The organism is Mycobacterium sp. NGS17 (genome assembly GCF_059813205.1).
The window spans coordinates 609,009-635,103 of sequence record NZ_JCALED010000001.1; the positions used below are offsets into that span (position 1 = coordinate 609,009).

Genomic DNA, 26,095 nt, shown 5'->3' on the forward strand with positions numbered 1-26,095 from the left:
GTACGGGATGGGCAAACGGGCGGGCGGCAGCTTCCACGGTCGCAATCCGCCTCAGCGGGCCGTTGCGGGCAGGCGGAAGGTGATGTCGGCGGTGGTGCCGGTTTCGGTGGTGTCGAGCTCCATCGAGTCGCTGAGCATTCGCATCAGCGGCAAGCCGCGCCCGCCGTTGCCCGGGACGGCGGCCGGCGCCTTCCACGATCCGTAATCGGTGATCCGGGTGCGCACTTCGCCGTCGGCAAGGCTGACTTCGAGCAACATGGCCCCGGCCGCGAAACCACGGTAAGCGTGTTCGACACAGTTGGTGCACGCCTCGTTGACGACCAGCACAATGTCGGCGGCCTGGTCTTCCAATACGCCACCGGCGTGCAGCCAGTCCGCCAGCCGATGCCGGATGCGGACCAATTGGTCTGCGGTGGCGTCGCTTTCGATGCGTAGCGGGGTCTGCTGATGCCGGTAGATCACCATCGCGACATCATCGTCGTACCCCGCGGCGGGCGCCAGTTCGCGAAGCACCACATCGGCGACGGTGTCCAGAGGCGATGTCATGGTCTGCGCCAGAACGTCTGCCGCACGGGCGATTCCGTCGTCAATCGACTCGTGCTTGCGTTCGACGAGCCCGTCGGTGAACAGCATCAGTGTCGAGCCGGGCGGCAGCACTTGGGTGGCTTGCGGTCGCGGCTCATTGCGGCGCACAGCGAGCGGCACCGATGCGGCATCGGTCAACAGCATCGTGGTGCCGGCCTGCGGTCCGGCCAGCACGGCCGGCATGTGGCCGGCGTTGCTGTACTGCAGCACCCCGGTTTCGGTATCCAGAATCGCCAGGAAGACCGTCGTGCAGTACGCGTTCGGGATGAGCGATGCCGCCGAGTCGAGCTGGTCGAGCAGCACCGCGGGCTCGGCCCCGTTGATCAGCAGTGCGCGCGCCGAGCTCCGTAGCTGGCCCATGATCGCGGCCGCGGGCAGGCCGCGCCCCACGCAGTCTCCGACGACGATGCCGATATGGTGCTCACCGATCGGTAGCACGTCATACCAGTCACCGCCGATCTCCAAGGGCGGCACCGCGGGTTCGTACCGAACCGTGAACCCCGCCGGCGGCTGAACCGGCGGCAGCATGGCACGCTGCAACGTCAGCGACGTCTCACGCGCGCTTTCGAACTGACGCACGTGCTGCATGGCCAGACTCAGGTGACCGATCAGCACAGTGACCAACAGGCGATCCTCGCCGCTGACCCAGCGAGGCGTGCGCAGCTCCAACCACAACGCCAGGTCGCCGGTACCGGAGAGCACCGCCACCAGCCCCTGAACCTTGCCGGGATTATCCGGCGCCTCAATTGTTTTCGTCGTCAGCGGCAATTGATGGCGCGCATCTTGAAAGGTATGGCGCAGCCACGGATCCAGCTTGCGCCACGACGCGGCCGAGGGCTCGCCGGCAGCCTGGACCGTGGGATCGCCGTCGCCGTTGGGCCACGAGACCGCGATCACCCGTTGCACATCGATTGCCGCACTGCACTCGTCGAGCGTGATCGACAGCAGCTCGTCCACGGTCTTGGCCACCGCGACGGCGGTGGCCAACCGCAGCACCGCGGTCTCCCGGGCCGCGAAGGCACGCTCGGCGGTGACGTCGCGGATCGTTCCGACAAAGACGTCCCGATCGCTGCCGGCTTCCTTGACCGCGTTGATGCTCACCTTGACCCATGCCAGGTGCCCGTCGGCATGACGAATGGGCGTCTCGTAGTCGGCCCTGCCCTGCGCCATCACCCGTGACGTCTGTTCGGCCGCCGTGGTCGTGTCGACCAGCCAGGGGTGCGGCCATTTGTACGGTAAGCCCTCGCTGGGATATCCGAGGATCTCGATAAAGGCGCTGTTTATCTCGACCACCGAGCCCTGGTGATCGGCGACGAAGAAGCCTTCCTGTAGCGAATTGACCAGCGCGGTGCGGAATTTGTCGCGGTCGGCCAGCCCTTCGGCGCGGGCGCGTTGTTCGGCATAGCGTCGGTTGCCGTCGATGAAGCCGCGCGTCGCGACGTCGAGCGGGACCAGCAGCTGCAGCAGGAATTCCAGCGCGATCGGCGCATCCAGGCGCACGTCCTGCGAGATTTCGAAGACCAGCCGGACGTGCTGTTCGACGAGGTCGAGCAGGCTGATCTGTTCCTGCAAGGCCCTGCGCCCGAGCTCGTTGCCGATCGACAGGTCGGCCTCGTCGTGCGAGTTCAGATAGGCGCGCAGCGCAGCCTCGTACTGACCGTGGAAGTCACTGTCGCCGCTCAAATCGTTGCTCCCCTGTGACGCGCCGTCAGCACCATCGCATCGTCGGTCTCTTTCGCGTCCTTGCCGAGGAGCCCTTCGGCGATAGCGACAGCGGTGGCCGAGAAGTCGATGTGGTCGAGGTAGTCTTCGGCGATGCCGTCAGTGCTCATCAGCAGCAGATCTCCGGGGCGAATGGAAACCACGTGTGCCGGTGTGGTTTCCGGTATCCGGTAGCCGACGATACCCCCGGCAAGCAGTGCACTGGACCGAACCTGGATACCGGTGGGGGCCTTGGCCACCAGGTCCGCGGTGACATTACCGACGCCGGTCCAGGTGACGGTGTTAGCGGCGAAATCGATGCGCGCCAACGTCATTGCGACCCCCCTGGTGCCGACCAACGCACGGTGGCAGAGCTGGATCAAAACCTCGACCGGCTCGAACCTGGCGCGTGTGACCACATCGACCGCGCGCAGCGCGGCTTCCGCGGCGGCGGGCCCGTGGCCGAGCCCGTCCACCACCCCGAACAGCGCCGCCCCGCCGTCGACATCGACCGCGATACCGCGGTCGCCAGACGTGTACTCGCTGGGCAAAGGCCGCCCCGCCCTTGCCCATTCGATCGGTCCGAAGCGGCCGTTTTTATGCACGAGGGGGGACCCATTTCCACATTTCGATGACGGTTCCCCGACCGGGCGTGGACTCGACGACCAACCGGTCCATCAGGCGGCGCGCACCCGGCAGGCCCAGCCCCAGCCCGCGCCCGGTGGTGTAACCGTCTTCCATCGCCCGCTCGATGTCGGCGATGCCCGGGCCCTGGTCCTCGGCGCGCACCACCAGGGCTTTACGCCCTTCCCGGTCGGCGATCGCAACGGAGACGGCGCCACGGCCGGCGTAACTGGTGATGTTCCTTGCGATCTCCGAGATCGCCGTGGCGATCATCGTGACGTCGGTGAGGGAGAATCCCAAATCAAGCGCGAGTTGGTGACCGGCTTTGCGGGCTTCGACGATGTCGTCGGGGTGATCGATGGCGACGACGATATCAGCCGCCACCGTCGGGCCCGATCGTTGATTTCCCCACGCCGCCTTGGCGATTCAGAGCTTGGCGATTCAGCAGGGCGAGACCCTCTTCAAGATCCAGCGCGGTGTTCATGTCGTCGAACGCCAAACCGAGCTGAACCATCGCGAAGGCCACCTCCGGCTGCAACCCGACGATCACCGTGTCCGCGCCGCGCAGTCGGGTCATGTGCGCAATCGTCCGCAGCGACCGGGCCGCGAAGGAATCCATCACGTCGATGGCGGTGACGTCGACGATGATGCCCTGGGCACGGAACTGGCTGACCCGTTCCATCAGGTCGTAGCGCAGGCGTTCGGCGTCGGAGTCGGTGAGGGCGGCCTGTACCGACGCGATGAGAATCGAGCCCTGTTTCAGGATCGGTACTGGCATGGGGCGCTCGTGTCGATTGTGGTTATCCGGTTTGTTCGCCCGTGCGGGTGACCTCGTACCCCAGCAGGCGTTCGGCTTCCTCGATACCGCCTTGCAGGTCACCGACGGCGTTCATCTTGGACAGGTCCAGCCCGATGGTCACCAGCGTCAGGGCGATCTCGGAGGACAGGCCGGTGATGATCACGCTGGCACCCATCAACCCCGACGCGTCGACCGTCTGCACCAGGTGGTTGGCCACCGTCGAGTCGATCGTCGGAACACCGGTGATGTCGATGACCACCACTTTGGCGCGGTTCGCGCGGATGGCGCGCAGCAGCTGTTCGGTGACCTGGCGGGCGCGCTGAGAGTCCAGCACGCCGATGATCGGCAGGATGAGCAGCTGCTCACGCACCTGCAGCACCGGCGTCGACAGTTCGCGGATGGCCTCCTGCTGCTGGCGAATGATGCGCTCGCGTTCCTGCACGAACGACACGCCCACGGTATTGGCGATGCGGTTGGCCGCCGGCTCGTAGGCGTCGAGGACGCGGTTGAGCATCTCGAACTCGGCTTGGTACTTCTCGAACAGCGAGCGGGCGAGCACGTCGCGCAGCAGCAAGACGATGCCCAGCACCTCGTCGGTCTCGACGCCCCGCGGAATGATGCGTTCGGACAGGTCACGCGCATAGGCCTGCAACGCCTCGACGCTACCGGTCTCGAGCACCTCGACGTAGTTGTCGTAGACGGCCGTCGCCTCGGAGAAGAGCTCCTCCGGGGTCATCGCGGTCAGCAGCTCGGCCTCGGTGATCCGGCGAGCCCACTCCTCGCGCAGAACGGTTCGATTCTGCCGCAGATGCTGAACCAGCTGTGGCAGCAGCCCCTCGCTGGACACGCCCACGGTCTGAGCCGCAGGGCCGGTACTGTTGAAATCCGACGGCGAATCTGACATCTGGCCTCCCGAGTGCCACGTCGCGCCCTGCGGTGTGCAGTTCTTTTTGCGAGACTAGCGTGGGTTGTCGCGGGGCACGTATAGAGGGCATATTCTTCCCGCAGTTCGTAACGGCAGGCTAGGGTTGTAGCACGCTTACGGCACGCAAGGCCCAGGACAAAGGATTGCCATTGTCAGCTCCTGATTCGATTACCACGTTGGTTGAGGACCACGACGGGGTGTCGGTGGTCAGCGTCAGCGGCGAAATCGACTTGGTCACGGCTCCGGCCCTGGAACAAGCCATCAGCGCGGTCGTCGCAGACAGCCCGACGGCACTGATCATCGACCTTTCCGCTGTCGAGTTTCTCGGTTCGGTCGGGCTGAAGATCCTGGCGGCGACCTACGAGAAGCTGGGTAAGCAGACCGGCTTCGGGGTGGTCGCACGAGGCCCGGCCACCCGCAGGCCGATCCATCTGACCGGTCTGGACAAAACCTTCCCGCTGTACCCGACGCTCGACGACGCGTTGACCGGGGTTCGGGACGGCCAACTCAACGGCTAGCGATTCGCCCCTCGGGCGCGCGCCGTCTCGCATGCCGCATGCATCGCTTGCCTGACACCATGTTTGGCGCACGCACGCCGAAAACGGTTGCGCATGGCATCGATTTCGGGGCTGACCGAGGCCGGGCCCGTCCGATCCGGTGTTCACACCCGACTCAGGTGCGATGATCAGGGTATGGACGTCGACCATCCGCAAGAAGACCAGCGGTGGGATCGCCGTGAGCGGGACGAAACCGAAGTTCAACGGCTGGACCGCAATTGGAACAGCCTGCTGCAGGAGCTGCGGGTCGTCCAGACCGGGGTGCAGCTACTGACCGGATTCCTGTTGACACTGCCGTTCCAGCAGCGCTTCGACGTATTGGGACCGCCGATGCGCATCATCTATCTGGCGACCGTGGTATCCGCGGTGTGCGCGACTTTGTTGCTGATCGCGCCGGTCGCCATGCACCGGATGCTTTTTCGGCGCCACCGGCTCCAGGTCCTCGTGTCGGCCGCACACCGTTGTGCCTTCGCCGGCCTGGGTTTGCTCGGTCTGGCGGTGATCGGCCTGACCACGATCATCTTCGCCGCGGTGGCAGGGCCAAATGTCGGCCTGATAGCCGGAGCGTGCGCGCTGCCGCTGTTCGTCTTCTTCTGGTGGGTGCTGCCGCTGGTGCTGCGCACGCACGGCGAGTGAGCGAGGTCGCCGGTCAGCCTCGCTGCGCAAGTGCGGCAATTCGGGTGGATTCCAGGTGCTCGAGCAGGTCGCGGGGGTCGTCGAAGACAGGGTCGGCGCCGGCCTCCTGCAGCTCCGCGCGGGCGATGCCGCCGCTGCGCAGCCCGATGCACGGCAATCGCGCACCGGCCGCGGCGTGTGCGTCCCAGACGGCGTCGCCGACGAACACGGCGTGCTCGGCATCGACGCCGGCGCGGTCCAGGGCCACCTGCACTATCCCGGGTTCGGGTTTGGCGGTGTCGACGTCCCGCGAGGACGTCGTCTCGGAGATGACGTCGTCGCAGTCGAGCACCTTGCGCAGAATTTCCAGTTCGTCTTCGGGCGCCGAGCTGGCCAGCACGACCTGTAAGCCCAGGCCGGCGACGCGGTGCAGCAGGTCGCGGGCGCCGGGCAACGGCTGCAGCAGCGGAGTGATTTCCCGGTAGTACTCGCTGTGCTTGTCGCTGAGCCGCTCCCGCACGTCGTCGGGGGCGTCATCGGAAAGCTTCCGGACCAGCCGGGATCCGTCCATGCCGATACACCGATGAATTTGCCAGGACGGCATCATCATGCCTTCGTCGTCGAATGCGCGCTGCCAGGCATGAACGTGCAGATAGTTGGAATCCACCAGGGTGCCGTCGACGTCGAACAGGACGGCGGGTGTGTCCCCACGCGCCATCAGTGCGGGCTCCCTGCGTCGGTTTCGGGGCGGTTTTCCGCGTGCGATCGTGAAGTCATGTGTCCGGCATACCATGCCTGCCATCGCTGACACGGCCGTGGCTTCGTTTGACCACCGGGCCGACGGGTACACCTCGATGGTGATCCGCGCATCACGGGGGTCCGGCTCGCCTAGCGGGCGGAGCCGACCACAGCCATGTGCGGGACGAAAATGGTTGGCACACAATGACTTCGACGAGGAATGACGTTGGATTACCGCAAGGACGCCCCAGTCGACCACGCCCGGACCACTCGTCAGCACGCCGGCGAGTCCCTCAAGAACGGCGCCAACGTCCCCGGCCTGGCCGGTTCGGCCCTCGCGGTGATAGCGCTGACCGTGGGCTTGTTCTCCGTGGCGGCCGGGCATTTGGCGACCGGCGCCATCGCCCTGATCGTGGCGGTCGCACTCGGTGCGCTGAGCGCAGCGTGGCTGGTGCGTGCCCACCGCAAGGTCCGCGACGCCGAACTCCGGTGGCACGCTGCGCATTCCGATGAGCCCGCGCCGCCGCCCAGCAGCTGAGCATCCGAATGTTTGCCGCGCGTGCGACGCACCGCGCGCGAGCTAACGATCATCGGCAGGCGCTGACGCGCTTCCCCGGGCAAGCACCGGGCGAGACGTCGCCGTCGGCCGTTTCTCGGTCGCCGCAACTTTTTCGGGCCGCATCGGTGTAGTCCGCCCGCGAACTGGGTACTGCCTGCGCCACGGGTGAGTACAGGAAAGTGCGTCAGCCCGTTTTCCTAGCAGGAAGGAACTCCGATGGCGACCACCACTGACTACGACGCACGCCGTGTATCCGACGCCGACACCCAGGACAAGCCCTCGCTTCGCGAACTGGCGCCGACCCTGCAGGGGTCCGTGACCGGCGTGGTCGACGAGGACCCCAACGATGTGCACTTCTTCGAACTGCCGGGCGCCGACCTGTCCGGGGAAGAGCTGTCGGTGACGGTGATCCCCCAACGCGCCGACGAGTTCACGTGCTCATGCTGCTTTTTGGTACAGCACCGTAGCCGGCTGCGCGCCTCCAGCTCCGGTCTACCGGTGTGCGCCGACTGCGCCTGACACCCGCTCCTTAGGCGGGCCGAGCCGCCCGATGCGGTGGCCCGACCCCGCGAACGTGCGCCGATTGCGCCGAATTGTCAGTGGTATCCGCTAGGTTCAGCGACCAATGGAGAAGGTACTCGGGTCGCTCCTCGTGCTGGGATTAGTGCTCCCTTGGTATTTCACGCAGAACGCCACCGGCAGTCTGCCGGCTGGTTGCTTGGCCGGGATCGGTGGGCTCGCCGCCTCGGTGGCCCTCCTGTGGTGGCTCTCGTTGCAACGGGACCGCTACGAGGTCGACGCGCACCGGCGACGCGATCTCAAATACGCGAAGTCGGGGCTGCGGGCAATCGACCGGATGTCCGGCATCGAGTTCGAGGAATTCGTTGCGGCACAGCTTCGCATCGCGGGCTACAGCGTCGCACCCACGGCCAGCACCGGTGACTACGGCGTGGATCTGATCGCCAGAAAAGACGGCGTCCGGATGGCGGTCCAATGCAAAAGGCTGATCAAGGCCGTCGGTGTCGCCGCCGTCCAACAGGTCGTGGCCGGGGCGCTGCAGCACGGCTGTAACCGGACTGTCGTCGTCACCAACCAGACCTTCACGAAGGCGGCCCGCCGATTGGCACGCACCCACCAGTGCCGGCTGGTGGGGCGCACGCAATTGCAAAGCTGGACGCGCATTCAGCCCATCGCCGTGCGGGGTTCGCGGCGGGCGCAGGGGATCTCGCCGCCGCACGTCAAGACACAGCGGCTTGAACCGGAATGGGAAGCCTAGCGAGATAGGTTGGGTCACAGCATGTTCGGCCCGGTAAGGCGGCCACGCCGCGACGTCACCGCCGAGTAGCGTCCTCGATCACCCGGCGCGCGACATCCCGCAGCGGGGTGTTCATGCTCTGCGAGAGTTTGATCAGGGTGTTGAAGGCGGTCTGATCGTCGAGGTCGTAGCGTTCGATGAGGATGCCCTTGGCCTGTCCGATCGTGTCGCGGGTGCTCAGCGCCTCCCGAAACTGTTGGGTCCGCACGACGTTGCTCCATGCCAGGGCGCCCAGCGTCGCGAACATGGCGGCGACCCGGCGAGAGTCTTCGGAGAACGACTGCGGGCTTTCGGCGTAGAAGTTCAGCGCACCCATGCTCAACTCGTCGGCGAACATGGGCAGCGACAGCACGCTGCGAATCGGTGTGTGCGCGAGCGCGTCGGCCCGATACCTGGGCCAGCGGGCGTCGGCTTCAAGGTCGTCGATGACGACGACCTTGCGGGTCCATGCGGCGTGAAGGCAGGGCCCTTCGAGGTGGCGCTGCTGGAACTCGTCGAGCAACCGGGCGCACTCGTGCGTGACCGACGGGGTGCTGACCTCGTTCTGCCGGCTGGTGACGGTGATCCCCGCTTCCTGCGCGCCCGGCACCCAGCGCGCGGCGGCGCTGGTCAGGTCGTCCAGCACCCGGGGGAATGCCCCGGCGTCCGCCGAATAGATGGCGCGCAAGACGTCGGTGAGCAGGGTGAGATCGTCGAAATTGGTCACTGAGTGTCGCCCTCTTGCTTCGAGACCGGTGCAGGCATTACCCCGTGCCGTTTGCGCAGCCTGCGGTCTCGCGAGGCGATCACTTCGGATTTTGACGGCGACGAATGTCAATGCTGTTTGCTCAGCATTACGGTGAGATCCACTATATCGGCCCGGTTTCGGGTGATTGCGCCCGACTCAGCGCTTTGATCAGTGCTCGATGTGCCGGGGCTCGACCTACGCGATGTGTTCGAGGCGCGACTCCGCAAAAACTGTTCTCCGCGGTGGAAACGGGTATCCGCTGCGTGAGGTAAAGGAGTCCGAGGTGACGAAAGATCATGGGTCGAGCGTCAAGAACGACAAACAATATGAGGGGCTGCGCAAGAAGGGTATGAGCAAGTCGCGTGCGGCGGCGATATCGAACTCGCCTGGCGCCTCCAGCAGGGGCGGCAAGAGTTCGGGCAGCAGCCAGAGCAGCCGTAGCAGCGGTAGCGGTAGCGGCGGCAACCAGTCCCAGAAGAAGGCCGCAGGGCGCAAAGGCGGCAAGAAGTCGAGCTAGACCTGATCGCGGAGAAGCACTGACCGTAGTACTGCTGGTCAGGCTTCCTGGGTCGGGGTGGCGGGATTTGAACCCACGGCCTCTTCGTCCCGAACGAAGCGCGCTACCAAGCTGCGCCACACCCCGCTTGAAGCTTCGACAGCCTATCGCACCGGGCGGTCGGCTGGCCAAATCGCGGTGCCCCGATCACTTCCAGGAGCACGATCGCTCGAACTCGACCAGGGCCTGGGCCGCGCTCGTCGGATCCAATCCCTGCTCCGCTACCCATTCGTCGCTGAAATAGGTGTCGCGGTAGCGGTCGCCGCTGTCGGCGAGCAGCGTCACCACCGAGCCGGCGCGGCCCTCGGCGACCATTTCGGCGATCAGGCCGAACGCCCCCCACATGTTGGTGCCCGTCGACGGCCCGACCCGGCGCCCCAGGACGGTGCTCACGTGCCGGGCGGCCGCGATCGAAGCCGCGTCCGGAACGGCCACCATGCGGTCGACCACGCCGGGCAGAAACGATGGCTCCACCCGCGGCCGGCCGATGCCCTCGATGCGCGACGAGGTGGGCATCACGATGTCGTAGCGGTCCTCGGCGTAGGCGGGAAAGAACGCGGAGTTCTCCGGGTCGACGACGCACAGCCGGGTGGCGTGGCGTCGGTAGCGGATGTAGCGGCCGATCGTGGCGCTGGTTCCGCCGGTGCCCGCTCCGACCACGATCCAGTCCGGGACGGGGTAACGCTCTTCGCGCATCTGGTCGAAGATCGACTCGGCGATGTTGTTGTTTCCCCGCCAGTCGGTGGCGCGCTCGGCGTTGGTGAACTGGTCCAGGTAGTGCCCGCCCGTTTCGCGCGCGACCCGCTCGGCCTCGGCGTAGACCTCGCCGGAGCTCTGCACGAAATGGCAACGGCCACCGTGGGCTTCGATCAGCGCCACTTTCGACGCGCTCGTCGCCGCGGGCATCACGGCGACGAACGGCAAGCCGAGCAGTGCCGCGAAATAGGCCTCTGAGACCGCCGTCGAGCCCGATGACGCCTCGACCACCGTGGTGCCCTCGTCGATCCAGCCGTTGCACAGCGCGTAGAGGAACAACGAGCGGGCCAACCGGTGCTTGAGACTGCCGGTGATGTGTGTCGTCTCGTCTTTCAGGTACAGCGCGACCTGAGCGCCGGGGCCGCCCGCGCTCCACGAGCAGGGCAGCGGATAGCGCAGCAGATGGGTGTCGGCGCTACGGCGCGCATCGGCCTGGATCAGCCGGATCGCGTCGTCTGTCCAGCAGCGCGACCGGTTGCGGCCCGCGATCCGGGTCTGGCCGGTCAACGCACCGATGCTGTTGGCTGCGAACGGCTCAGATCGCTGGCCGCGTCGCGGTCACCCATCGGGGCGGCGATCAACGTCAGCAACGTGGCCTCCGGTCGGCAGCAGAAGCGCACCGGCGCGAACGGCGAGGTGCCGATCCCGGCGGAAACGTGTAACCGCATGTTCGCGCCCCAGCGGGACGGCCCCTTCGCGCGGGAGCGGTCCAGACCGCAGTTGGTCACCAGTGCGCCGTAGAGCGGCAGGCACACCTGACCGCCATGGGTGTGCCCGGCCATCACCAGCTGATAGCCGTCGGCGGCGAAGCGGTCCAGCACCCGCGGCTCCGGCGAATGGGTCAGTCCCAGCCGCAGATTCGCGGCCGGACTGGCCGGGCCGGCGACGGTTTCGTAGCGGTCGCGATCGATGTGCGGGTCGTCCACGCCCGCGGCGGCGATGTGCAGACCCGCCACCTCGAACTCGCGCCTGGTGTGGGTGAGGTCGAGCCAGCCCCGCTCGGTGAACGCCGCCCGCAGGTCCTGCCAGGGAAGCGGTTCGCCCCGAACGCGGTGCGACGGGTTGGTCACGTAGTTCAGCGGATTCTTCAGCCGCGGCCCGAAGTAGTCGTTGCTGCCGAACACGAAGACGCCCGGTCGCGATAGCAGGTCGCCCAGGGCCTGGATGACCGACGGCACCGCCCTGGGGTGGGCCAGGTTGTCACCCGTGTTGACCACCAGATCCGGTTCCCAGCCGGCTAACTCGCGCAGCCACGCCTGCTTGCGGCGCTGGCCGGGCGTCATGTGGAGGTCGCTGATATGCAGCACCCGCAAGGGGGTCGAGCCCGGGGTCAGCACGGGCATGGTGATCTCGCGCAGGACGAACGCGTTGCGCTCGATGACCGCGGCATAGCCAAGGCCGGCGACGCTCGAACCGAGCGCGGCGGCGCCAGCACGTATCAGGACGGGCAAAACGTCAGCCATGCCGGCAAGCCTACTGCCGCTCGCCGACCGGCAACGTGACTCTTGGCGTCGCGACGCCTATGGGGGTGGCTGGCCGGGTGCCGGTGGCGGTGGCGCCAGCAGCGGAATGGTGATCGGCGGCAGCCCCGGAATCTCGACGACCTGCGAGCCGACCGGCGGCGGGGCGCCTTCCGGCGGTGGCGGCGGGGCAGGCGGTATGCCGTTGCTGACTTGGATGGTGATGATCGAGCCAGGGATCGTCGCCCCGCTCGGGGTTGTTCCGACCACCTCGCCCTGCTTCGCACTGCTGTTGACGAAGTTGTTCTGGTCGGCGACCTGGAATCCCGCCTCCTTGATGCGCTGGCGCGCGGCGTCGATATCCAGGCCGGCGACGCTGGGCACCCGCGAGCCGGGTGACCCGTCGACGTAACGAGGGTCGGTCGGCGGCAACTGCACCGGCCCGAAGTTGTTGGCGATCGGCTTCATCGCGGTGAACCACGTGCGCGCCGGTTCATTACCGCCGTACAGGTCGCCCTCGCCGCAATGGCGCAGCGGGGCCGAGCACAGATCGGTGGGGTTGGGGGAGTCGTCGTAGATGTAGTTCGCCGCCGCGTAGTGGTTGGTGAACCCCACGAAGCCCGACGAGCGGTGCGCCTCGGTGGTCCCCGTCTTGCCGGACACCGGCAGGTCCCAGCCCGCCGCACCGGCCGACCCGGCCGCGGTTCCGCCGCCCAGGGCGTCCTTGCTCATCGCGTTGGCCAGAGTGTTCGCCAGGCCCTCGGGCACCACCTGGTCGCAGGTCTCGGTGGTCACCGCGACCTCATTGCCCTTGCGGTCGACCAGCTTGTCGATCGGATTGGGCGGGCACCAGGTGCCGCCCGAGGCGAGGGTGGCCGCGACGTTGGACAGCTCCAGCGCGTTCACCTCGATCGGCCCCAGCGTGAACGACCCGATGTTCTGCCGTTTGACGAAGTCGGCCAGGCTCTCGTTGCTGTCCGGGTTGTAGTCGCGGGCGGTGCCCGGGTCGGCGTAGGACCGCAGCCCGAGTTTGATCGCCATGTCCACCGTGCGCGTCACGCCGACCTGCTGGATCAGCTTGGCGAACGCGGTGTTGGGCGAGGTGGCCAACGCGTCCGTGACGTTCATCGACCCGCGGTAGTTGCCGGCGTTGACCACGCACCAGTTGTCCTTCGGGCAGCCCTTGGCCCCACCGCTACCCATGCCCTTCGCCTGGAACCGGCCCGGCACCTCGAGGGTGGCGTTGATGCCCATCCCCATGTCTAATGCCGCGGCCGTGGTGAAGATCTTGAAGACGGATCCCGCGCCGTCGCCGACCAGCGAGAAAGGCTGCGGGCGCATGGTTTGACCGGCGTCGACGTCGAGCCCGTAGGTGCGGTTGCTGGCCATGGCCATCACCTTGTGCGACGTCTTGCCCGGCTGGAGCACGCTCATCACGCTCGAAATCCCGGGCAGCGTCGGGCTGGCGAACTTGTCGATGGCTGCCTTGACCGGGATCTGCACGTCCGGGTCCAGCGTGGTTTTGATGGTGTAACCACCCCGCGCCACCTGTTCCTTGCTGATCCCGGCCCGGGACAAGTACTCCTGGACGTAGTCGCAGAAGAACGCGCGATCGCCCGCCGCGATGCAGCCGCGGGGTAACTCGTTGGGCTGCGGAAGGATCCCGAGCGGCGCGGCCTTGGCGGCGCGCAGCGCGTCCTCCTCCTGCGGAATGTTCTCGATCATGGTGTCCAGCACCAGGTTTCGCCGCGCCAACGCTCCATCGGGATTGATGTACGGGTTGAGCGCGCTGGTCGACTGAACCATGCCGGCCAGCAGCGCCGCCTGCTGCCAGTTCAGGTCGGAGGCGTTGATGCCGAAGTAGGTCTGCGCCGCGTCCTGCACGCCGAACGAGCCGTTGCCGAACGAGACCAGGTTCAGATACCGGGTCAGGATCTCTGGCTTGGTGAACGTCTTGTCCAGCGTCAGTGCCATGCGGATCTCGCGCAGCTTGCGCGCCGGGGTCGTTTCGATGGCCGCGCGCTTCTCGGCGTCGGTCTTCGCCGTCACCAGCAACTGGTAGTTCTTGATGTACTGCTGCTCGATGGTCGAGCCGCCGCGTGTGTCGACGTCGCCGCGCGCATAGCCCGCCAGCCCGGTCAGGGTGCCTTTCCAGTCCACGCCGTTGTGCTCGGCGAACCGCTTGTCCTCGATGGACACGATCGCCAGCTTCATCGTGTTGGCGATTTTGTCGCTTGGCACCTCGAACCGGCGCTGGGAGTACAGCCAGGCGATGGTGTTGCCTTTGGCGTCGACCATCGTCGACACCGCCGGCACCTCACCCTCGAGAAGCTGAGCCGAGCCGTTGGCAACCACTTCCGAGGCCCGATTGGAAACGAGTCCGATGCCGCCGGCGAACGGGAACAGCAGCGCCGTGGCGACGACGCTGGCCAGCAAGCACAGCCCCGCGAGCTTGAGGATGGTGAGTGCGGCCGGGGGGCGGTCAGACATGGCTACTACATTAGCGGCCCTCAGTCACGCCGCCACGCTGCGCGTTCGCTCATAAAATGTGTCTATCGGAGCGCCGGGCGCCGGTGGGTGCGAAATTTGCGGTCGCGTCACGCCGCGCGCACCTTACCGCCCACGACCACTTCCGCGCCCGCCATTTGGTACGAGACGGCACGCCCGTCCCAAAAAAAGCGTTATCGGACTGTTGCGCAATTGCCACCTGACCACCTAACTTAGACACACGGTGAGATTCAGGTAACACCGATGTACATGGTGTGGCGTAGATCGCTAAGTCGGGATCTGCACCCGAGGAGGGCGGCCGTGTCGGGCGGCCGAAAGGGAAAGGGAACAGTTCGTGTCACCAATACGGCCGGCGGCGCGTAGGACAAACATTGCAGCCGCACAAGGGGTACTTCGCAGTGTCGATGCCGAGGAACGGATCGCTTGGGTCTCAAAAGCGCTATGCCGGACCACCGATCCCGACGAACTGTTTGTCCGAGGAGCGGCCCAGCGCAAAGCTGCGGTGATCTGCCGGCACTGCCCGGTGATGCAGGAGTGCGGGGCGGACGCGCTGGACAACAAGGTCGAGTTCGGGGTGTGGGGCGGCATGACCGAGCGGCAACGTCGCGCCCTGCTCAAGCAGCACCCCGAGGTGGTGTCGTGGGCGGACTTCTTCGACAAGAGGCGCACCCGCAGCGTCGGCTGAGGCTTTCGTGGGGGCGGAAGGTTTTCAGCGGGCCGTCGCCCGGCCCGCATCGTCCACGACCGAAGTGATCTGATCGGCGAGCGCGCGCAGCGCCTCCAGGTCCGACACATCAAAGGGCAGGGACGGCACGCCGATGACCGGCACGTGCGGATTGGCCCCGGTGAATCGGGAAAGCAGTCTGATCTCCCGCTTGGCGGTCTGCGCACGGTCGGCGTGAATCTTCAACACCGCCGAGGCCAGCGACGCGGCTTCGGAGTCGCCTTCCTGCTCCAGCATTTCGCTGCCGTCGATCGCCCGCTCGGCCGGCAGGGAGCACAGCGGCGGATGGGTGCGGTTCAAGACCAGCCCGGCGAGCGGCATGCCTTCCTGCGAAAGCCGGTCGACGAAGAAGGCCGCCTCCCGCAGCGCGTCCGGTTCGGCCGCGGACACCACAACGAACTGCGTCCCACGCCTTTTCAGCAGCGCGTAGGTGCGATCGGCCTTCTCGCGGAAACCGCCGAAGGTGGCGTCCAGCGACTGCACGAACGCCGCGGCATCGCCGAGCATCTGTGAACCCAGGATTGTGGACATCGCCTTCATCGCCAAACCCATTGCGCCGGTGACCAATCGCCCGATGCCCCGGCCCGGTGCGAGCAGCAGCCGCCATAGCCGGCTGTCCATGAAGCTGCCCAGCCGTTTCGGCGCGTCGAGGAAGTCCAGCGCGTTGCGCGACGGCGGGGTATCGACGACCACCAGGTCCCAGCGATCCTCGGCCAGCAGCTGGCCCAGCTTCTCCATCGCCATGTACTCCTGCGTGCCGGCGAGTGAGCTGGCGACGGTCTGATAGAACTGATTCTCCAGAATCGCTTGTGCGCGACCCGGTCCGGAGTACTGGATCACCATCTCGTCGAAGGTGCGACGCATGTCGAGCATCATCGCGTGCAGCTCGCCGGGAACCTCCGCCGCCAGCGGGACGCGTTGCGGCGTGTTACCGAGGTCGCTGACCCCGAGCGCCTGCGCCAGGCGCTTGGCCGGATCAATCGTCAAAACGCAGACGTTGCGGCCGTATTCGGCGGCACGCAGCGCGATCGCGGCGGCGGTGGTGGTCTTGCCCACCCCGCCGGCGCCGCAGCACACCACCACGCGGTTGGTCGTGTCGGCCAGAATGGCCGCCATGTCAAGCTGTTTAGGTGTGGTGCTCATCGAACTCCCTGCTGTGCAAGCGATTCCGACAGCTCATAAAGGCTACCGAGGTCGACCCCGTCGGAGATTGCCGGTAGTTCCAACCGCGCCACCTTCAACGCGTCGAGCTGCTGGGCGATTTCGGCGCGGGTGGCGACGACCGTGGCGTGCTCGATGGTCTCCGTCAGCAGGCCGGCAAAGTCTTTGTCGCTCAGGCTGATTCCGGATTTCTCCAATCCCGAACGCACCGAATCCGCGTCGACGTCGCCCTCGGCGGCCTTCGCCAGATCGGCCGGCTGCAGGTAGGAGGGAATGTTGCGGTTCACGATCACGCTGCCGATCGGCAGCTGCATCTCGGCGAGCTCCTCGATGGCTTCCAGCGTCTCCTGGACCGGCAGCGCCTCCAGCAGGGTGACTAAGTGAATGGCCGTCTGTTCGGAGTGCAGTAGCTTCACCACGCCGTCGGCCTGCGAATGCACCGGGCCGCCCTTGGCCAAATCGGACACGGCCTTCGTGACATCCAGGAATCGCGCGATCCGTCCGGTCGGCGGGGCGTCGACGACGATCGCGTCGTAAACCGGCAGCCGGTTCTTGTCGACGCGTATCACCGTCTCTTTGATCTTGCCGGTCAGCAGCACGTCACGCAGGCCAGGCGCGATCGTCGTCGCGAACTCGATCGCACCGATCCGGCGCATCGCGCGGCCCGCAATGCCCAGGTTGTAGAACATGTCGAGGTATTCCAGGAAGGCGGCCTCGATGTCGATCGCCAGGGCGTTGACCTGACCGCCGCGCTCGGCGGTCGCGATCTTCACCTCCTGATAGGGCAGGGGTGGCACATCGAAGAGTTGTGCAATCCCTTGGCGGCCCTCGACTTCCACGAGCAGGACCTTGCGTCCTCCCGCGGCCAGGGTCAGTGCCAGCGCGGCCGCGATGGTCGACTTACCCGTTCCGCCTTTGCCGGTCACGAAATGTAAACGGGCCTTCGTCAAGCGCGATGGCCAGCCGACGGCAGCTCCGCCGCTCGATGTGGTTGCCACCTTCGCATGCTAGCCCGACCCGATAAGCTCGCGGCATGAGCCAACCGACCGCATGGGAGTACGTCACCGTTCCGCTGCTGACGCATGCCACCAAACAGATCCTGGACCAATGGGGCGCCGACGGCTGGGAGCTGGTGTCGGTGCTGCAAGGGCCGACCGGCGAGCAGCACGTCGCGTATCTGAAGCGGCCCAAGTAAAAGGGTCGGGTCCGATGACTGCTTCGGCCCGGCTCGGCCAGCTCGGCCTCGCGCTCCCGGAGGTGGTTGCGCCGCTGGCCTCCTATGTACCGGCGGTGCGCACCGGCAACCTGATCTACACCGCGGGCCAACTCCCCATGCGGGAGGGAAAGCTGTCGGCCACCGGCAAGGTCGGCGCCGACGTCAGCCCCGACGATGCCAAGGCGATGGCCCGGATCTGTGTGCTCAACGCGCTGGCCGCCGTCGACTCGCTGGTGGGGATCGACGAGGTGACCCGGGTGGTGAAGGTCGTCGGGTTCGTCGCCTCGGCGCCGGGATTCAACGGCCAGCCGAGCGTCATCAACGGCGCCTCCGAGCTGCTCGCCGACGTGTTCGGCGAACAGGGGGCGCACGCGCGCTCGGCGGTCGGCGTCTCCGAGCTGCCACTGGATGCGCCGGTGGAAGTGGAGCTGATCGTGGAGGTCGGCCGACGTCCGTGACCCACGCCGCCGAGTCGTTGACCCATCCCGCATACGCCAAGCTGCGGGCGGTCACCGAGACCGCGTCGGTCCTGTTGGCCGAGAATCCCGGGCTGCTGACGCTCGAGGGCACCAACACCTGGGTGCTGCGCGGCCCGCGCAGCGACGAGTTGGTGATCGTAGACCCCGGACCCGACGACGACGACCACATCGCACGGGTCGCGGCGCTCGGCCGTATCGCGTTGGTCCTGATCAGCCACCGCCACAGCGATCACACCGACGGCATCGACAAGCTCGTCGAGCTGACGGGCGCGACGGTGCGCTCGGCGGGTAGCGGTTTTCTGCGCGGCCTCGGCGGGGAGCTGACCGACGGCGAGGTGATCGATGCCGCCGGCCTCAAGATCAAGGTGCTGGCGACCCCCGGCCACACCGCGGATTCGCTGTCCTTTTTGCTCGACGATGCCGTGTTGACCGCCGACACCGTCCTGGGCCGCGGCACGGCCGTCCTCGACAAGGAGGACGGCAGCCTGACGGACTACCTGGAATCGCTGCGACGGTTGCGCGGCCTGGGCCGGCGCACGGTGCTACCCGGACACGGCCCGGATCTGGCCGATCTGGAAAGCGTCGCGCAGGGCTATCTCGCGCACCGGCGGGAGCGACTGGATCAGGTCCGTTCGGCGTTGCGCGAGCTGGGGGAGGACGCCAGCGCCCGCCGGATCGTCGAACACGTCTATGTCGATGTCGACGAGAAACTGTGGGAGGCCGCCGAGTGGTCGGTACAGGTGCAGCTGAATCACCTGCGCTCGGAGCCGTCGGCATAAACCGGCAGGCGCTCACGGCGTTGAGCGTGTCGTGAGGGCGGGACATTCGCGGAATTCCCGCCCTATGAGCACACTCGAGGGCCTGGCTGCACACTCGAGAGCCGGCGCGGGCTTCGCCCGCGCTTACCTCGCTCGGCGCGCCAGGCGCTCGGAGTCAGAGATCAGCACGCTCTTGCCCTCTAGGCGGATCCAGCCGCGGTGGGCGAAATCGGCCAGCGCCTTGTTCACGGTCTCCCGCGAGGCCCCGACCAGCTGCGCGATCTCTTCCTGCGTCAGGTCGTGGGTGACCCGCATGGCGCCGCCCTCTTGGGTGCCGAACCGCTGCGCGAGCTGCAGCAGCTGCTTGGCCACCCGGCCGGGCACGTCGGTGAAGATCAAATCGGCCAGGTTGTTGTTGGTGCGGCGCAGGCGTCGGGCCAACACCCGTAACAACTGCTCGGCGATCTCGGGACGATCGGCGATCCACGCCCGCAGCGCGTCGCGGTCCATCGACACCGCGCGCACCTCGGTGATGGTGGTGGCGCTGGACGTCCGCGGACCGGGGTCGAAGATCGACAATTCGCCGAACATGTCCGAAGGGCCCATGATCGTGAGCAGGTTCTCGCGCCCATCAGGTGAACGGCGACCGATCTTCACCTTCCCCGCGACGATGATGTACAGCCGGTCGCCGGGTTCCCCCTCAGCGAAGACCGTGTGTCCACGGGGGAAGTCGACGGGTTGCAGCTGCTTGGTCAGCGCTGTGACTGCGCCGGGTTCAACCCCTTGGAAGATTCCTGCCCTTGCCAGGATCTCGTCCACGTTGCCTCTTCAACTTTCCCAGAAAATTAGTGTGCTACGGGCAGGCTAACCCCTTGCTCGCGTGACGAGTCTAGAGGAACGCCGTTGTGTCTAACGTGCCAACGCTACACAGGATTGGCGTGTCGAGGTGCCCTAAACTGCGGATTGACGTGCGAATGGCCGTGTATCCGGGTCGGGAGCGTCATTTCATCGCGGTCGACGAAGCGCACGGCGAACGACGGCGCGGCGTGGCGCGGGCCACCACCGCGCCCGTTCGCCGGGGACTCAGGCAGCTGCGCGAGCTCGCGCCGTTGCAGGTATTCCAGCGCCTCGGGCATGCCTTCGGCGGCGAGTGTGTGCATATCCACAGCGTCGGCACGCTCGAGGAGCTCGCCGGCGTCGGCCACCGGCCAAGCGGCAGGGGTGAGCTCGGACTCGAGCTTCCCGAGACCCAGCGCCGCCAGCATCAGCAGCGCCGGAACGCCGGCCACCAGCAACCACGACACATCGAAGAGTAAACATCGCCTTGAATCAACACGGGGTCTCGGCGAGATCACGAAATCAGTACTCTGTCGTAGGTGACAGCGGCAAAGTCGTCCGGGCGTTCGAAATCGACTCCGGCCCAACCCGGTGGCGCCGATTCGCGACGTCGGTCGCAGGAATCTCGAGTCGGCTTGGTACGACGGGCGAGGCGGATGAATCGTGCTCTGGCACAAGCGTTTCCGGACGCCCACTGCGAACTGGATTTCACGACGCCGCTGGAATTGACGGTCGCCACAATCCTTTCGGCGCAGAGCACCGACAAGCGGGTCAATTTGACGACGCCGGCGTTGTTCAAGCGGTATCCGTCGGCGCTGGACTATGCGCAAGCGGACCGCGTCGAGCTGGAAACCCTGATCCGTCCGACCGGCTTCTTTCGCAACAAGGCGTCCTCGCTGATCGGTTTGGGGCAGGCCCTGGTTGAACGGTTCGACGGAGAGGTGCCGTCGACCATGGCCGAGCTGGTCACCCTGCCCGGGGTTGGGCGCAAGACGGCCAACGTCATCCTGGGAAACGCCTTCGGGATTCCCGGCATCACCGTGGACACCCATTTCGCGCGGCTGGTGCACCGGTGGCGCTGGACCGCGGACACGGATCCGGTCAAGATCGAGCACTCCGTCGGTGAGCTCATCGAACGCAACGACTGGACCATGCTGAGCCATCGGGTGATCTTCCACGGCCGCCGGGTGTGCCACGCGCGCAAACCGGCGTGCGGCGTCTGCCTGATCGCCAAAGACTGCCCGTCTTTCGGCCTCGGCCCCACCGAGCCGGCGCTGGCCGCGCCCTTGGTGAAGGGCCCGGAAACCGAGCACCTGCTCGCCCTGGCCGGGCTGTAGGCCGGCCCGCGAACGACGCGCACTGGGACCGCAATGCCGACGCTGACCCGGAAGGCTCGCTGGCACATCGCGATCCTGGCGGTGGTGGCGGCGCTGATCGCGGCGCTGGTTGCCCAGCTGCGCGACGACTCTCCCTCGCCCTCGATGCCGGCGAATGATCAGAAGGTGGCCGACCGGGAACACCGCGACGCCGATACGCCCGCCGCGTTGTCGGGCCCGCGGAAGCGCGCCGACCTGCCGCCGTGCCCCGCCGCCGGAGCCGGCGACGGCCCCGAGGCGCTGCGCGGGGTGACGGTCGAGTGCGCCGCCGACGGATCGGTGGTCGACGTCGCGCGCGCGCTGGCCGGGCGCCGGGTGGTCCTCAACCTGTGGGCGTATTGGTGCGCGCCGTGCGCTGCCGAACTGCCCGCGATGGCCGAGTATCAACGTCGGGCCGGTTCCGACGTGATGGTGGTGACGGTGCATCAAGACGAGAACGAGACGGCGGCGCTGCTGCGGCTGGCCGAGCTCGGGGTGCGCCTGCCGACGCTGCAGGACGGTCGTCGCCGGGTCGCGGCCGCGCTGCGGGTGGTAAATGTGATGCCCGCGACGGTGGTCCTGCGGCCGGACGGTAGCGTTGCCCAAACGCTGCCACGAGCTTTCAACACTGCCGATGAGATCGCCGCCGCGATCGGCGACGACAGGGGATAAGCGGACAAATTGAACCCGACTGGAGGGGCCGTGAGTGCTGGGGGTTCGCCCCTGCGGAATGGGGACCCCGCTCCCGCGCGCGGGACCGTTCCGCTGAGGCCTGACGCCTGCCCGTCGTGGCTGCGTCCGCTGATCGACAACCTGGACGACGTTCCGGATGCGGCCCGGCGCCGCCTGCCGGCCGACGTGCTGGCGATGATCACCAGCAAGGCCGTATCGGCGGTGGCCAACCTGCGCGGCGCCAGCCGCGAGGCCGCCGTCCTGGTGTTGTTCTCCGGTCCGGAATCCGGCCCGCGCGACGGGGGTTTCCCCGCCGAGGCCGACCTGCTGGTCACCGTGCGGGCGTCAACTCTGCGCCACCACGCCGGCCAGGCGGCATTCCCCGGCGGTGCCTCCGATCCCACCGACCACGGTCCGGTGGACACCGCGTTACGCGAGGCCCGCGAGGAAACCGGCATCGACGTCAGCAGGCTGTCTCCCTTGGCCACGATGGAAAAGATGTTCATCGCGCCGTCGCAGTTTCACGTGGTCCCGGTGCTGGCCTACTCGCCGGATCCCGGCCCCGTCGGCGTCGTCAACGACGCCGAAACGGCGATCGTGGCGCGAGTTCCGTTGCGCGCCTTCATCAATCCGGACAACCGGCTGATGGTTTACCGCGGCGATCTCGGCCGCCGGTGGGCCGGGCCGGCGTTTCTGCTCAACGAGATGCTGGTCTGGGGATTCACCGGCCAGGTGATTTCCGCGCTGCTGGACGTCGCCGGCTGGGCTCAACCGTGGGACACCACCGACGAGCGGGAGTTGGACGCGGCGATGGCGCTGGTCGGCGAAGGCGGTGGGTCTCGATGAATTCCATGACTCCGTCGCAGTGGCTGGATGTCGCCGTCCTCGCGGTCGCTTTCATCGCGGCGATCTCCGGCTGGCGGTCCGGCGCGCTGGGGTCGTTGCTGTCGTTCGTCGGGGTCCTACTCGGCGCAATCGCGGGCGTGCTGCTGGCGCCTCACCTCGTCAGCCACATCGCCGCGCCGCGCGCGAAATTATTTGCCGCACTGTTCCTGATCCTCGCGCTCGTCGTCATCGGCGAGGTTGCCGGTGTGGTGCTCGGACGGGCCGTGCGCGGGGCGATCCGCAGCCGCTCCATCCGGACGGTCGACTCGGTCATCGGGGTGGCGGTCCAGCTCGTCGTGGTGCTGACCGCGGCGTGGTTGTTGGCGACGCCGCTGACCCAGTCCAAGGACCAGCCGGAACTGGCCGCCGCGGTTCGCGGTTCGCGAGTGCTGGCTCGGGTCAACGACGTCGCGCCGCCCTGGCTCAAGACGGTGCCCAAGCGGCTGTCCGCGCTGCTGAATACCTCCGGTCTGCCCGCGGTGCTGGAGCCGTTCAGCCGCACCCCGGTCATCCCGGTCGCATCTCCCGATCCCGAGCTGGCCGGCAACCCGGTGGTGCAGGCCACCGCGCCCAGCGTGGTCAAGGTCCGCAGCCTGGCACCCAGTTGCCAGAAAGTGTTGGAGGGCAGCGGATTTGTGATCGCACCCGACCGGGTGATGACCAATGCGCACGTGGTGGCCGGCTCGAACAGTGTTCAGATCTATGCCAGCGGCAATCCCCTCGACGCCACCGTGGTGTCCTACGATCCGGCGGTCGACGTCGCGATCCTGGCTGTCCCCAACCTGCCGCCGCCCCCACTCGCCTTCGCCCAGGGCGACGCGAAAACCGGTGCCAGCGTTGTGGTTCTGGGTTATCCCGGTGGCGGGAACTTCACCGCCACCCCGGCCAGGATCCGCGAGCTGATCAAGTTGAGCGGACCCGACATCTACCGTGATCCCGCACCGGTCACCCGTGACGTCTACACGATCAGAGCCAGTGTGGAGCAAGGCAATTCGGGCGGCCCGCTGATCGATCTGGACGGTCACGTGCTCGGCGTGGTGTTCGGCGCGGCGGTCGACGACCCCGACACCGGCTTCGTGCTGACCGCCGACGAGGTGGCGGGTCAGCTGTCCAGGATCGGTGACACCCAGCTGGTGGGAACCGGGTCCTGCGTCGGCTGAGCCGCGCCTACCGCGTCCGGGTCAGGTGCACCTGCTCCAAGAACTTCGTCAGGTGCCTGTTGATTTCCTCGGGCGCCTCTTCATGGCTGAAATGCCCTGCGCCCGCGACGGATACGTAGCGGCCCTGCGGCGCGTAGCGCCGGGTGCGGTCGACGGGGTCGGCCAGCACGTAGGGATCCGCCTCGCCGCGTAGATGCAACAGCGGCACGCTGAGCTGCCGGCTCATCGACTTCATGAAACGCCGGCCTTCGTCGCGCAGCTGGCTGCGCGCGGCCCAGCGCTGGTATTCCAGCGCGCTGTGCGCGGCCGCCGGAATCTGGATCGCCGTCCGCAAATGGCCGATGGTCTCCGAGAAGTCTTCGGAGGCAAGCCATTTCTCGCAGCTGCGACTTCGGACCAGGCGCTCGATCTCGGCGGCGTTGCCCCGGGTCAACAGCCGCTCGGGCCACAACGGGATCTGGTGCTGCAGCAGCGTCGGCAAGAGCGCGTAACCCTGGTCGCGCCGCGTCAACGTGGATCGTCGCAACGCCGCCGGATGCGGAGAACTGATCAGCGCGATCGCCGACACCAGTCGCGGATGCAACAAGGCGGTGGCCCAGCAGCCCAGCCCGCCGTCGGCGTGGCCCACCAAGGTCGCCGACGAATGCCCCAGCGCGCGAATCAGCCCGGCGGCGTCTCCGGCCAGCGTCCAGCCGTCGTAGCCGCGGGGCGGCTTATCGCTGCCGCCGTAGCCGCGCAGGTCGATGGCGACCACCCGCGCGCCGCGCAGTCCGCGTAGCTGATGGCGCCAAGACCACCAGAACGACCCGAAACCGTGCAGCAGCATCACCAGCGGGCGGGCGGTCGCGGGCGGCCCGTCGGCGTCGTTGAGCGCCTCGACGACGTGGAAGCGGATGCCGTTGGCGTGCACATCGAGGTGGCGCCACGGCCCCTCGATGCGCGTTACCGACGGATCCGGCGGTGCCATCTACCAACCCGATGGATCGCCGGCAGCGCCGTTTCCGGGCTTCGCGTGCCGGCCGGGCGACGCGGGGAGCTGCTTGGCGTCGCCGGGGGCCTTGTCGTGGCCCGGCGTGAGCGCGGTGCGCGTCTCCTTGACCGATTCGATGGTCTGACGCGGCCCGCGGATCCGGCGCACCTTCAGGAAGCCCAGCAGGGCCAGCACGGCGCCGACGAACACCATGAACCCGAACACGATCAGATAAGAAGCCCAGCGCCACAGCCAGGTGTCGAGCAGCTCGGCGACGAAGAAGAAGAAAAAGAAGGTGGAGTAGAACAGCACCACTAGCGCCGCGATGAAGAAGACGCTTCCGGTGAGACCTTTTTTGACGTCGCGGGTAATTTCGGCGCGGGCCAGTTCGACTTCGGCGCGCACCAGCGTGGAGACCTGGGTGGTCGCATCCTTGATCAGATCACCGATCGACGGCTCGGCGGGTTTGGCATGCGGGTCCGTCAACGGAATCGTGGTAAGGGTGCTGGGCACACCGTTCTTGTCATCGGCTTTGCTCACAGACGGTCCTCTTTCGTCATCGCCGGCTCCCGGTCATCGCGGTTCATGTTGCCATGAGGTGCCTGGACAGGAGAAGCCAGACGATGCCGGCCGAGCACTACGCCGCGGAGCCCGACGCGCTCTCGCCGGAGCGAAACATCACATCCCGGGCGATTACACTCGGCCAAGCCGGCCGTGATGTCCGGCCTACCGATAGGAGTGGGGCTGTGCGGAGGGCGCACCGATGCTTCTTACTGGCAATGGTTGCCCTGCTCGTGGCCGCCCTAGGTTCTTTTGCCCGAGCCGCTGCCGCTGACGTGCGCATCCCGATCGGCGGTGGTGCGGGCATCGTCATCAACGGCGACACCATGTGCACCCTGACCACCATCGGCGGCGATGCCGCCGGTGAGCTGATCGGCTTCACGTCCGCGCACTGCGGCGGCCCCGGCGCCCAGGTCACCGCCGAGGGCGCGGAGAACGCGGGCGTGTTGGGCACCATGGTGGCCGGCAACGACAACCTCGACTACGCCGTGATCAAGTTCGACCCGGCCAAGGTGACACCGGTGGCCAACTTCAACGGCTTCCTGATCACGGGCGTCGGCCCGGACCCCGCCTTCGGCGAGATCGCTTGCAAACAGGGCCGCACGACCGGCAATTCGTGCGGCGTCACGTGGGGCATGGGTCAGTCACCGGGCACCATCGTCATGCAGGTCTGCGGTCAACCGGGCGACTCCGGCGCTCCGGTGACCGTCAACAATCAGTTGGTCGGGATGATCCACGGAGCGTTCAGCGACAACCTGCCGACCTGCATCATCAAATACATCCCGCTGCATACGCCGGCGGTTGTGGTGTCATTCAACGCCGTCCTGGGCGACATCAACGCCAAACATCGGCCCGGTGCGGGGTTCAGCCCACTTCCGGGCTGAGGAGGCAG

The 26,095-nt window shown here is 67.1% G+C and carries 31 protein-coding genes and 1 tRNA gene; 15 read left to right on the forward strand and 17 right to left on the reverse strand.

Annotated features, from left to right (window positions below):
* Positions 1-51: 51 nt before the first annotated feature.
* Genes AC5Y7E_RS02970 through AC5Y7E_RS02990 form a run of 5 tightly spaced genes read right to left on the reverse strand, consistent with a single transcriptional unit; the run spans position 52 to position 4,613 of the window.
* Positions 52-2,268: a SpoIIE family protein phosphatase gene (locus AC5Y7E_RS02970; protein ID WP_499947372.1), complete on the reverse strand. Its 2,217-nt coding sequence runs from the start codon at positions 2,266-2,268 to the stop codon at positions 52-54.
* On the reverse strand, positions 2,265-2,837 hold the full coding sequence (locus AC5Y7E_RS02975; protein ID WP_499947373.1) for a SpoIIE family protein phosphatase: 573 nt from the start codon (positions 2,835-2,837) through the stop codon (positions 2,265-2,267). The genes AC5Y7E_RS02970 and AC5Y7E_RS02975 overlap by 4 nt, the downstream gene beginning before the upstream one ends.
* Before the next feature lie 46 nt (positions 2,838-2,883).
* Entirely contained in the window at positions 2,884-3,294 is a 411-nt protein-coding gene (locus AC5Y7E_RS02980) for an ATP-binding protein (protein WP_499917123.1), read from the reverse strand.
* Complete coding sequence (locus tag AC5Y7E_RS02985; RefSeq protein WP_499917122.1) at positions 3,284-3,688, reverse strand: STAS domain-containing protein; 405 nt, start codon at positions 3,686-3,688, stop codon at positions 3,284-3,286. Before AC5Y7E_RS02985 ends, AC5Y7E_RS02980 begins: the two co-directional genes overlap by 11 nt.
* A 22-nt stretch (positions 3,689-3,710) precedes the next feature.
* Entirely contained in the window at positions 3,711-4,613 is a 903-nt protein-coding gene (locus tag AC5Y7E_RS02990) for an STAS domain-containing protein (protein WP_499917121.1), read from the reverse strand.
* 170 nt (positions 4,614-4,783) lie between these two features.
* Between AC5Y7E_RS02990 and AC5Y7E_RS02995 the strand changes: the two genes are divergently transcribed.
* Positions 4,784-5,152: an STAS domain-containing protein gene (locus AC5Y7E_RS02995; RefSeq protein ID WP_499917120.1), complete on the forward strand. Its 369-nt coding sequence runs from the start codon at positions 4,784-4,786 to the stop codon at positions 5,150-5,152.
* 174 nt (positions 5,153-5,326) lie between these two features.
* Positions 5,327-5,827, forward strand: coding sequence for a DUF6328 family protein (locus AC5Y7E_RS03000; RefSeq protein WP_499947374.1), 501 nt, complete (start codon positions 5,327-5,329; stop codon positions 5,825-5,827).
* A 13-nt stretch (positions 5,828-5,840) separates the two neighbouring features.
* On the opposite strand, the gene AC5Y7E_RS03005 is transcribed toward AC5Y7E_RS03000, so the two are convergent.
* Entirely contained in the window at positions 5,841-6,524 is a 684-nt protein-coding gene (locus AC5Y7E_RS03005) for an HAD family hydrolase (RefSeq protein ID WP_499947375.1), read from the reverse strand.
* A gap of 240 nt (positions 6,525-6,764) precedes the next feature.
* Here AC5Y7E_RS03005 and AC5Y7E_RS03010 point away from each other — a divergent pair, with 240 nt between their 5' ends.
* From AC5Y7E_RS03010 to AC5Y7E_RS03020, 3 genes are all read left to right on the forward strand, one after another.
* Positions 6,765-7,082: a hypothetical protein gene (locus tag AC5Y7E_RS03010; RefSeq protein ID WP_499917117.1), complete on the forward strand. Its 318-nt coding sequence runs from the start codon at positions 6,765-6,767 to the stop codon at positions 7,080-7,082.
* A gap of 237 nt (positions 7,083-7,319) precedes the next feature.
* Entirely contained in the window at positions 7,320-7,622 is a 303-nt protein-coding gene (locus tag AC5Y7E_RS03015; protein ID WP_499917116.1) for a DUF4193 domain-containing protein, read from the forward strand.
* A 106-nt stretch (positions 7,623-7,728) separates the two neighbouring features.
* Positions 7,729-8,379: a restriction endonuclease gene (locus AC5Y7E_RS03020; RefSeq protein ID WP_499947376.1), complete on the forward strand. Its 651-nt coding sequence runs from the start codon at positions 7,729-7,731 to the stop codon at positions 8,377-8,379.
* A gap of 55 nt (positions 8,380-8,434) precedes the next feature.
* On the opposite strand, the gene AC5Y7E_RS03025 is transcribed toward AC5Y7E_RS03020, so the two are convergent.
* Positions 8,435-9,124 (reverse strand): GAF and ANTAR domain-containing protein, encoded by a 690-nt coding sequence (locus AC5Y7E_RS03025; RefSeq protein ID WP_499947377.1) that lies wholly within the window; start codon positions 9,122-9,124, stop codon positions 8,435-8,437.
* Between the two features lie 304 nt (positions 9,125-9,428).
* On the opposite strand from AC5Y7E_RS03025, the gene AC5Y7E_RS03030 reads away from it, so the two are divergent.
* Positions 9,429-9,662, forward strand: coding sequence for a DUF7218 family protein (locus AC5Y7E_RS03030; RefSeq protein ID WP_075234960.1), 234 nt, complete (start codon positions 9,429-9,431; stop codon positions 9,660-9,662).
* A gap of 52 nt (positions 9,663-9,714) precedes the next feature.
* Here AC5Y7E_RS03030 and AC5Y7E_RS03035 read toward each other — a convergent pair.
* The 4 genes from AC5Y7E_RS03035 to ponA2 form a co-directional block, all read right to left on the reverse strand.
* A tRNA-Pro gene (locus tag AC5Y7E_RS03035) sits at positions 9,715-9,788 on the reverse strand.
* Positions 9,789-9,848: 60 nt separating this feature from the next.
* The gene (gene cds1, locus AC5Y7E_RS03040) at positions 9,849-10,964 is read right to left on the reverse strand and encodes an L-cysteine desulfhydrase Cds1 (protein ID WP_499947378.1); all 1,116 of its coding nucleotides are present in this window, start codon (positions 10,962-10,964) and stop codon (positions 9,849-9,851) included.
* On the reverse strand, positions 10,961-11,920 hold the full coding sequence (locus AC5Y7E_RS03045; RefSeq protein WP_499917112.1) for a metallophosphoesterase: 960 nt from the start codon (positions 11,918-11,920) through the stop codon (positions 10,961-10,963). The genes cds1 and AC5Y7E_RS03045 overlap by 4 nt, the downstream gene beginning before the upstream one ends.
* 57 nt (positions 11,921-11,977) lie before the next feature.
* The gene (gene ponA2, locus AC5Y7E_RS03050) at positions 11,978-14,407 is read right to left on the reverse strand and encodes a transglycosylase/D,D-transpeptidase PonA2 (RefSeq protein WP_499947379.1); all 2,430 of its coding nucleotides are present in this window, start codon (positions 14,405-14,407) and stop codon (positions 11,978-11,980) included.
* A 352-nt stretch (positions 14,408-14,759) separates the two neighbouring features.
* On the opposite strand from ponA2, the gene AC5Y7E_RS03055 reads away from it, so the two are divergent.
* The gene (locus tag AC5Y7E_RS03055; RefSeq protein WP_007772220.1) at positions 14,760-15,110 is read left to right on the forward strand and encodes a WhiB family transcriptional regulator; all 351 of its coding nucleotides are present in this window, start codon (positions 14,760-14,762) and stop codon (positions 15,108-15,110) included.
* A 24-nt stretch (positions 15,111-15,134) separates the two neighbouring features.
* Here AC5Y7E_RS03055 and bagB read toward each other — a convergent pair whose 3' ends face one another.
* Both bagB and bagA read right to left on the reverse strand, forming a co-directional pair.
* Entirely contained in the window at positions 15,135-16,292 is a 1,158-nt protein-coding gene (gene bagB, locus AC5Y7E_RS03060) for an ATPase BagB (protein WP_499917110.1), read from the reverse strand.
* A complete protein-coding gene (gene bagA, locus AC5Y7E_RS03065) occupies positions 16,289-17,308 on the reverse strand; it encodes an ATPase BagA (RefSeq protein ID WP_499917109.1) in 1,020 nt (339 codons plus the stop codon). Before bagA ends, bagB begins: the two co-directional genes overlap by 4 nt.
* Before the next feature lie 35 nt (positions 17,309-17,343).
* Between bagA and sp36 the strand changes: the two genes are divergently transcribed.
* The 3 genes from sp36 to AC5Y7E_RS03080 are packed head-to-tail and all read left to right on the forward strand — an operon-like array spanning position 17,344 to position 18,784.
* The gene (sp36, locus tag AC5Y7E_RS03070) at positions 17,344-17,505 is read left to right on the forward strand and encodes a Sp36 family protein (RefSeq protein ID WP_007772224.1); all 162 of its coding nucleotides are present in this window, start codon (positions 17,344-17,346) and stop codon (positions 17,503-17,505) included.
* Positions 17,506-17,519: 14 nt separating this feature from the next.
* Positions 17,520-17,984 (forward strand): RidA family protein, encoded by a 465-nt coding sequence (locus tag AC5Y7E_RS03075; protein WP_499947380.1) that lies wholly within the window; start codon positions 17,520-17,522, stop codon positions 17,982-17,984.
* Positions 17,981-18,784 carry an MBL fold metallo-hydrolase gene (locus tag AC5Y7E_RS03080; protein ID WP_499947381.1) on the forward strand — a complete coding sequence of 268 codons (804 nt, stop codon included), beginning with the start codon at positions 17,981-17,983 and terminating at the stop codon, positions 18,782-18,784. Before AC5Y7E_RS03075 ends, AC5Y7E_RS03080 begins: the two co-directional genes overlap by 4 nt.
* 123 nt (positions 18,785-18,907) lie before the next feature.
* Here the strand turns inward: AC5Y7E_RS03080 and crp are convergent, their stop codons facing one another.
* Positions 18,908-19,582 (reverse strand): cAMP-activated global transcriptional regulator CRP, encoded by a 675-nt coding sequence (crp, locus tag AC5Y7E_RS03085; protein ID WP_007772229.1) that lies wholly within the window; start codon positions 19,580-19,582, stop codon positions 18,908-18,910.
* Positions 19,583-19,686: 104 nt separating this feature from the next.
* A complete protein-coding gene (locus tag AC5Y7E_RS03090) occupies positions 19,687-20,067 on the reverse strand; it encodes a hypothetical protein (RefSeq protein ID WP_499947382.1) in 381 nt (126 codons plus the stop codon).
* 189 nt (positions 20,068-20,256) lie between these two features.
* On the opposite strand from AC5Y7E_RS03090, the gene nth reads away from it, so the two are divergent.
* Genes nth through marP form a run of 4 tightly spaced genes read left to right on the forward strand, consistent with a single transcriptional unit; the run spans position 20,257 to position 23,672 of the window.
* Positions 20,257-20,937 carry an endonuclease III gene (gene nth / locus AC5Y7E_RS03095; RefSeq protein ID WP_499917105.1) on the forward strand — a complete coding sequence of 227 codons (681 nt, stop codon included), beginning with the start codon at positions 20,257-20,259 and terminating at the stop codon, positions 20,935-20,937.
* Between the two features lie 33 nt (positions 20,938-20,970).
* Complete coding sequence (locus tag AC5Y7E_RS03100; RefSeq protein ID WP_499947383.1) at positions 20,971-21,627, forward strand: TlpA family protein disulfide reductase; 657 nt, start codon at positions 20,971-20,973, stop codon at positions 21,625-21,627.
* Between the two features lie 30 nt (positions 21,628-21,657).
* Positions 21,658-22,473, forward strand: coding sequence for an NUDIX hydrolase (locus AC5Y7E_RS03105; RefSeq protein WP_499947384.1), 816 nt, complete (start codon positions 21,658-21,660; stop codon positions 22,471-22,473).
* A gap of 5 nt (positions 22,474-22,478) precedes the next feature.
* Complete coding sequence (gene marP / locus AC5Y7E_RS03110; protein WP_499917638.1) at positions 22,479-23,672, forward strand: acid resistance serine protease MarP; 1,194 nt, start codon at positions 22,479-22,481, stop codon at positions 23,670-23,672.
* Positions 23,673-23,679: 7 nt separating this feature from the next.
* Here the strand turns inward: marP and AC5Y7E_RS03115 are convergent, their stop codons facing one another.
* Together AC5Y7E_RS03115 and AC5Y7E_RS03120 are read right to left on the reverse strand one after the other, a co-directional pair.
* Positions 23,680-24,639, reverse strand: a complete 960-nt coding sequence (locus AC5Y7E_RS03115; RefSeq protein WP_499947385.1) for an alpha/beta fold hydrolase — start codon at positions 24,637-24,639, stop codon at positions 23,680-23,682.
* A complete protein-coding gene (locus tag AC5Y7E_RS03120) occupies positions 24,640-25,182 on the reverse strand; it encodes a phage holin family protein (RefSeq protein WP_499947386.1) in 543 nt (180 codons plus the stop codon).
* A gap of 206 nt (positions 25,183-25,388) precedes the next feature.
* On the opposite strand from AC5Y7E_RS03120, the gene AC5Y7E_RS03125 reads away from it, so the two are divergent.
* Complete coding sequence (locus tag AC5Y7E_RS03125) at positions 25,389-26,087, forward strand: S1 family peptidase (protein WP_499917100.1); 699 nt, start codon at positions 25,389-25,391, stop codon at positions 26,085-26,087.
* Positions 26,088-26,095: the final 8 nt, after the last annotated feature.